The organism is Planctomycetota bacterium (assembly GCA_035384565.1).
GTDB lineage: Bacteria > Planctomycetota > PUPC01 > DSUN01 > DSUN01 > DAOOIT01.
Window position 1 is genome coordinate 1 of sequence record DAOOIT010000135.1, and the last position, 6522, is coordinate 6522.

The window sequence follows — 6522 nt, forward strand, 5'->3', positions numbered from 1 at the left end:
CCTTCTCGTCGGTGTAGAAGTACTTGGTGTGGGCGCCCTCGATGTCCGCCTTGCCCACGAGCTTGAAGTTCTTGGGCTGGCCCTTCTCCTGCCAGGCAGCATCCGCCGCGTCGAACTCAGAGCCTTTCTTGGCGAACACCGCAGGCTGTGCCGGCGCCGGCGTAGGCGGCGGAGGCGCAGCGGGCACGGGAGCGGGAACCGGCGCCTTCGCCTTGATCGGCTTCCCCGTCGACTTCGACCACTTGGCCTCGATGCTGTCCGCCGCCGCCTGGACCTTCGCCGTGTCGGTCTCGGTGAGGATGGCGGTTAGTTCGCCCTTGCTCGCCCACTGGTAGTGCTTGATCTTCACCTGCTGGGCGAGCTTCTTCACTTCCCCCACCGACATGCCGTTGATCTTCTGCTGGAAGACCTGCTTCTTGACCGCCACTTCCTTGGCGAACGTCTCGACCGATTCCTTCGGCAGGATGGACGATGCCCCGATCTGGTCCTCGGCGGCCTTGACGGCGCTCAAGAAGCTCTGGTAGCTGGCGGGGTCGTCGGGCACCTGGACGGCGTTCGTCTTCGCCACAAGGTCCTTCGCGGCCTGACTCACTTTGGCCGCGTGCTCGGCTTGGCTGAGTTCGGTCTTGGCCTTTTCGGCAGCCTGCTCCCCCGCCTGCTTGTTCAGGGCGTCGATCAACTGCTGCTTGTTCTTCAGGACGCCGATGCCGTGCTTGTCCTTCGCCGCGGCGAGGGACGGGCCGGAGAGAGCGGAGTGGTCCACGCCCGGCTCGACCTTGTCCAGCAGGTCGATCACATCCTGCTTGGTCATGTTCAGCGAGACGCCCTTGCCCTTCGCCATCTCCTGGAGCTGCTTGACCGTGAACTGGCCGTAGCCCTGGGCCGGCGGGACGACGCTCTCGACGACAGCCTGCTGCGCGGCGGCGCCGTACTGGGCCTTCAGGAGGTCGATCAGCTCCTGCTTCGAGCGCAGGGCGCCGACCTTGAGGTACATCACCTTCGACTTCAGGGCCAGCCCCGAGAGGCCGGAGTGGTCCACGCCCGGCTCGATCCCGTCCAGCAGCTTGATGAAGTCGGCCTTGGTGCGGGCGATAGAGATGCCCTGCTTCTTCGCCGCCGTCTGAAGCTGCTTGACCGTGAGCGTCTCGAACTGCCCTGTCTTCAGCGCCTCGTTGACGGCCGCAACGTCGGCCTTGACCTCGGCTGCCTGGGCCTCGACGTCGTCGGGTGACAGGATGCAGGTCGGCTTCACGGCCTCCGCACGGGCGGCCAGCGCGCCGGCGCCGCAGATGGGCAGGTCGACCACCGCGACGTGCCCGCAGCGGCAACGGGCATGCTTCGGCTGGGGCGGGAACCGGTCCACGGGGAACGTCTTGCCGTCGAGCGCCTCGCACTCCGGGCACATCCTCTCGTCACCGGCGGTGAGCCATTCGAGCTTGCTGATCCCCACGGTGCTGTAGAACTTCCTCTGCCCCTGGCTGTGGGCGCGCATCGTCTCGGTGCGCGCGATCAGCTCCATCCGCGTCTGCGCCTTGCCAAAGACCCTCTTCCCCGCGTGCCGGAAGGCTTCCTTGTCCGTGACGACGGTGCCCATTTCCTTCACGATGTCGCGCACGGACATGCCCGTGGCGATACCGACCTGGATGGCCTGGTTGAGCCCGCTCGCCAGGTCGCGGGAGACGTCGCCGGCCAGTTGGATGTTGAACCGCGTCATGAAGTCGAGCGCCGAGGTGTCGACGATGGTGAAGACGTTCGTCGCCATCTTGTCGATCCCGCCGGCGTCGAGGTCGCGGTAGAACGGGAGCTGCGCCTCGGCGAACTCCTCGATCCCGTGGGCGAGGCCCCGCTTGAAGCTCTCCGCGCCGGCGCGCCCCAGAATGAGCCGATGCTCGTTCCGCACCTGGGCGACGATGGCCCGGATCTCTCCCTGGAGTAGCCGCAGGCTCCTCTCGTTCGCCAGCTTGCCCTCGGGCAAGTCGCCGAGGGTGGTATACTTCAGGAGCGCCGCCTTCACATCCTTCTCGGCGCGGGCGAGAACGTCGGTCACGCGGGCCGCGGTCTTTTCCCCGTAGGCGTTGCGGTTCTTATAGGCCAGCGCGGCCCACTCGCGGATGCGTTCGCTCTGGGGCTTGGGCGCAGCCTGGGCGGCGAGGGGGGAACACTCCCCGAACGTGAGGCCCGGCGTTGTCGGTGCGACCGCTACCGACATGGCGCACACTCCTCAGCCGCCCGAGGCTGGCCCGTGGCATCTGCCGCTGGCGTGGTCACGGTCTCCTCTGTGGCCTCGAAGTAGCGGCAGGCGTTGTTGTCGAACCGCGTCTCCGTCTCGCGGATGGCGCACCAGTTCTCTTCGGCGTCGAAGTATTCGCACTGGTCGCAGATGCCGTCCGGCACATCGCCTTGCGCCCCGAGCCGCGCGGCGATGCTGTCCGGCGCCGGTTTGTTCCTCTCCTGCGGGATGCCCAACACCTCGCGGGCGTACTCAGGCGTGATGACCCCCGCCATCACCAGGTCCACGATGGGCTTGACCACCTTCTCGTCAGTGAGATCGACTTCCTTCCGCTCGGCCTCGGTCTGCGTCGCCTCGACCTCGGGGTCCAGCGCCATCCGCACCTGGAGGCTCTTGCGGGAGATCAACCGGCGGTCGTACAGCTCGACGAGCAGCTTGCGGTAGTCGGCGTCGTCGCTGAGGTCGAGGTCGTTGAACAGGACCTCGATGGTCTTCTCCCCGTGGCTTTTCATCTCCTGCCAGTCGCCGAGCACCCAGCGCAGAATCCGCCGGGCCGCCCCCTTGATCTCCCCGAGCATGATGATCATCTTCTGCATCGAGACGGAGGCCGTGGCGAAGTTCGGGCCGTCTCCCGTGACGATGCTGCGTGCGAGGCCGAGGGCGACGATGATGTCCTCCTTGATCTCCTTGACCTTGTCCTCGGTCTTGAGCACCTCGCCCTCAGTGCCGTAGGTCTTCACGTCGCAGTAGAAGGGGACGACGACGCCCGACTTCAGGTCCATCTTGTTGAGCATGTCGCGGACCTTATCGAGCATCCCCTGGTCGGGCATGACGAGCTTCGAGCCGAACTGCCCGCCCACCTGTACGAAACGCAGGGGCGTCGTCCAGCGCTTGGCGATGGCGGATTCGCTCTGCCGGTAGTCGCGCAGGAGGGCGATGGCGTGGAACGCGGGGAGTACCATCGAGTTGCCGCGCGGCGAGAAGCTCGGCGCGTCCCACTTCAGATGGATGAGTTGTTCCAGGGGCAGGTCAACCCCCTCGCCGATGCCCAGAGAATCCTCGGGGAACTGCTTGACCTCGGTCAGCTCGCCCTGGACGTACTTGAGCTTGACCGACACGGGATTGATGCACTGGACGGCGGCGATGTCGTCGCCCTTGTCCGTGTACGTCTTGTAGCCGACGCAGTCGCCCTTCACGAGGAGCTGGAGGACCATGTCGCGGACGAAGGCGTCCAGCCCCACGCGGTCGGCGAGTTCGCGGACCTCCGCCTCGACGCCGTCGTCCTCGCAGTTGAAGCCGACCTCGTCGCCTATCGCAAAAGTCCGCCAGGCGTTGACGGCGTTCTTGACGATGGGTTCCTCGGTGTAGTACTCCCAGGCCAGCTTGGCGCGCTCCTCCCACGTCTCCGGCACCGCCTCTTCCACGTTGAGCTTGCGGAAGACGCCGGCGTCGAGCGCCGCGGCCGCCGCCAGTTGGTCCGGCGTCACCGCGACCACCGAGAGCTTGCCGTCGTTGTCCTGGCCGATGACCTGCATCGCCGCTGTCCCTCGCTACTCGGTCGCGGGCGGTTCGCCGTTGCCGTTCGCAGCCCGCGCCCGGTCCACCGCGGCCTCGGTGACCTGGTAGCCGATGACGTTCAGCACCAGGGTCGCCGCGCCCACGATCACCTGCACAGCCGCATCCGTCCCCGCCGGGGCGACCACGCCCACCGTGACGAGGACCGACACCACCATCCCCGCCACAGCCAGCAGGAATCGCCGGCTCGTCCAGCGGGACACGACCTTGACCTCGTTCTCTGCCATTGCAGGCTCTCCTTTCCTCGGTTCACCAGAAGATCGGGTCCGTCAACACAGGGGTGACCGTCGGGACGATCTCCTCGAACTGGTCGAGGCGCCTCTGGTCCCGCACGAGCATCGCGCACCGGATCGCGTCCACGATGTGGTCGTTGCCCTTGGAGTAGATGATGTTGCCGTTGACGAGCGTGTAGGTGTGCGTCGTGAACTCGTCCACGAGCTCGAGGTCGTTCTTGGGCAGCCGCAGCTCGCCGCGCTGAAGGGCGCGGTTGATGAGGCTCGTCATGTACTCCTTCGCCCGCTTCTTCAGCGGCAGCCCCTCCTTCTCGGCAATGGTGACCATGCCGCCGAAGTCGTAGCCGTGGAGCTTGGCCTCGAGGTTCAAATGTCGGAACTTGTCGAGGGTGGTCAGCTCCTGCACAACCGCCAGGCCGTTCCCGCCGCGGTCCACGCCGATCCCCATCGGCGCGAAGTACCGCTCCAGCAGGCCGATGACGACCGCGATGTGCGGGTAGGCCACGTGCTCCATGTGGATGCGGAGGACGAGCTTCGCCCGGCGCCGGCCTTCCTCCTCGACCTCCTGGAACACGACGATCTCGGTCGGGTCGTTGGTGTAGCCCAGGTCCCCGCCGACCCAGAACGTCCCGTCCTGCGGCCCCAGGTTCAGGAGCATCTCCAGGCGGCTGAAGACGTCCTCCTCCGTTTCGCAGGAGGCGAGGGTCTCGCCCGTGATCACGACCGGCTTGTAGCTTTCCATCGGCTCCTGGCAGCGTTCGAGGTACTCGACGTTGAAGGCGCCGTAGCTCGGCTTGCCGTGCTCGCCGGCGACCTCGTGCTGCCAGCCGGCCGTGTCCTTGCCGCCGTAGAACTCGGTGAGTTCCGCCTCGCGCTCGGCGCTCCAGGCCGGGTTCAGCCAGCTCGGCCAGCGGAAGACCCGCCAGTTGGGCGACTGGGTCAAACGGTAGTACGTGGTGCTGCGGAGGCCGTTGGGCGTCGAGTAGATGCGGAGGACCCCGCCCGCCTTCAGGCACTGGCGGAGCGCCTGCCACGCGGTCTCGGAGAGCCAAGCGCCCTCGTCCACCCAGATGCGCTCGACATGGAGCGAGCGGAACGCCTCGCCGTAGGCTCCCGCAGGGCGGAAATGGAGCACGGACCGGGTGCTGAACTCGATGCGGTAGTAGGGCTTCTTCTGAATCTTCGGCTTGCCCTGCGCAGTGAGGCCCACGCTCGCGCCCAGATCGGCGCACGACTGGACCTGGTGCTCGATCTCCTCGATGATCGTGTCGAGGTGTCCCTGGTGGGGCGCGGCGATCAGCCCTTGCTTGCCGCGCGTGGTGAAGACGAAGTGGAGGGCGTCCGTGCTCAGACCGACCGTCTTACCCGTGTCGCGGCCGTCGAGATGGATGACGTTCCTCTCGGCGCTCCGCAGGTCCTCGACCTGGTGGGGCCAGTAGCGGCGCTTCGACCCGTCGCGGTTGCGGAGGTAGTGCTCGCCCCAGAGGACGGGGTCCTGGAGCCGTTCGATGATGGCCTGCCTGTCGTCCGGGGAGAGCACGGGCTCCCGCGCCCGCCCCCCGCGGCGTGCCGCGTCGAGCCGCGCGGCCCGTCGGTGCGGGTCATGCCAGTAGCAGTGGCTGCCGCCCCCGACGGCCGGCGCCCCGCACGGGCTCCCATCCCTCCGCTTCGCTTTGCACGGTTCCACAGCCACGGCTACGCCCCTGAAAGAAATCCCATTTTTCGCCTTGCTATTCGCGGCGACCTATGCCCCTATGTGTCACGAGCGGACGGGACAAGGGCCGTCAGCGGGACGGCCCGCCGCCGCGAAGGCCAGGGCACAACGGATCGAAAGGAGATCGCCATGCCCAGCCAGTTGACCCTGAAGGGCGCCGCACCGCAGTACCTGGAGCACCTGCGGACGGCAGGGAAGAACGCGCACACTGTGAGGACGTATGGGAAGGCCCTCGAGGCCATCGCCGGCTTCTTCGGCGAGGCCAAGGCCCTCAAGACGCTCCGGCCCGCCGACGTCGGCCGGTTCCTGAAGAGCGATGCCCTGCTCAAGAAGCCCAACGGGCGTGAGCGGGCGAAGCCGACCATCGACCAGATCGTCCGCGTGCTGCGGATGCTCCTGGAGTGGGCGCAGGCCCAGGGCCACGTCGCCGCCGTCGCCTTCCCCCAGGACGCCATGCCGAAGCGCCGCCGCAAGCAGCAGGCCGCCAACCAGCAGACCCAGGAGCCGGAGGCCGCGACCGATGAAGCTCAGCCTGGCAATTGAGTGCTTCCGCACCCAGATCGAAGCCAACGCCCGCTCACGCCACACCATCGGAAGCTACCTCCACGATCTGGGGGTGATGGCCACAGCCGTCGGCCACGAGGCCGAACTTGAGGCCATCACGACCGACGCCATCGCCCGGTTCCTGACGGGCGCCGCCGTCACGCGCAAGCCTGACGGCTCGCCCAAGGCGCCCGGCTCGGTGGACAAGGTGAAGACGAGCGTCAAGG

6 protein-coding genes are annotated in these 6522 nt (G+C 67.1%); 2 read left to right on the plus strand and 4 right to left on the minus strand.

From position 1 onward, the window contains the following. From PLE19_23675 to PLE19_23690, 4 genes are all read right to left on the minus strand, one after another. Positions 1 to 2209, minus strand: a 2209-nt coding sequence (locus PLE19_23675) for a minor capsid protein (protein ID HPD17949.1), incomplete at its 3' end; no start/stop codon positions are given. Then, on the minus strand, positions 2200 to 3765 hold the full coding sequence (locus PLE19_23680) for a hypothetical protein (protein ID HPD17950.1): 1566 nt from the start codon (positions 3763 to 3765) through the stop codon (positions 2200 to 2202). The genes PLE19_23680 and PLE19_23675, both read right to left, overlap by 10 nt. Positions 3766 to 3780: 15 nt before the next feature. Continuing rightward, positions 3781 to 4032 carry a hypothetical protein gene (locus PLE19_23685; protein ID HPD17951.1) on the minus strand — a complete coding sequence of 84 codons (252 nt, stop codon included), beginning with the start codon at positions 4030 to 4032 and terminating at the stop codon, positions 3781 to 3783. A gap of 22 nt (positions 4033 to 4054) precedes the next feature. Beyond that, positions 4055 to 5731, minus strand: a complete 1677-nt coding sequence (locus PLE19_23690; protein ID HPD17952.1) for a hypothetical protein — start codon at positions 5729 to 5731, stop codon at positions 4055 to 4057. Positions 5732 to 5881: 150 nt separating this feature from the next. On the opposite strand from PLE19_23690, the gene PLE19_23695 reads away from it, so the two are divergent. Continuing rightward, positions 5882 to 6295 (plus strand): site-specific integrase, encoded by a 414-nt coding sequence (locus PLE19_23695; protein HPD17953.1) that lies wholly within the window; start codon positions 5882 to 5884, stop codon positions 6293 to 6295. Beyond that, positions 6273 to 6522 (plus strand): hypothetical protein (locus tag PLE19_23700; GenBank protein ID HPD17954.1); only part of this gene is annotated, 250 nt, incomplete at its 3' end. The genes PLE19_23695 and PLE19_23700, both read left to right, overlap by 23 nt.

Excerpts from the sequence above, each read along its gene's own strand:
- PLE19_23680 (HPD17950.1), bottom strand. The coding sequence starts at position 3,765 with ATGCAGGTCATCGGCCAGGACAACGACGGCAAGCTCTCGGTGGTCGCG.
- PLE19_23685 (HPD17951.1), bottom strand. The coding sequence starts at position 4,032 with ATGGCAGAGAACGAGGTCAAGGTCGTGTCCCGCTGGACGAGCCGGCGA.
- PLE19_23695 (HPD17953.1), top strand. The coding sequence starts at position 5,882 with ATGCCCAGCCAGTTGACCCTGAAGGGCGCCGCACCGCAGTACCTGGAG.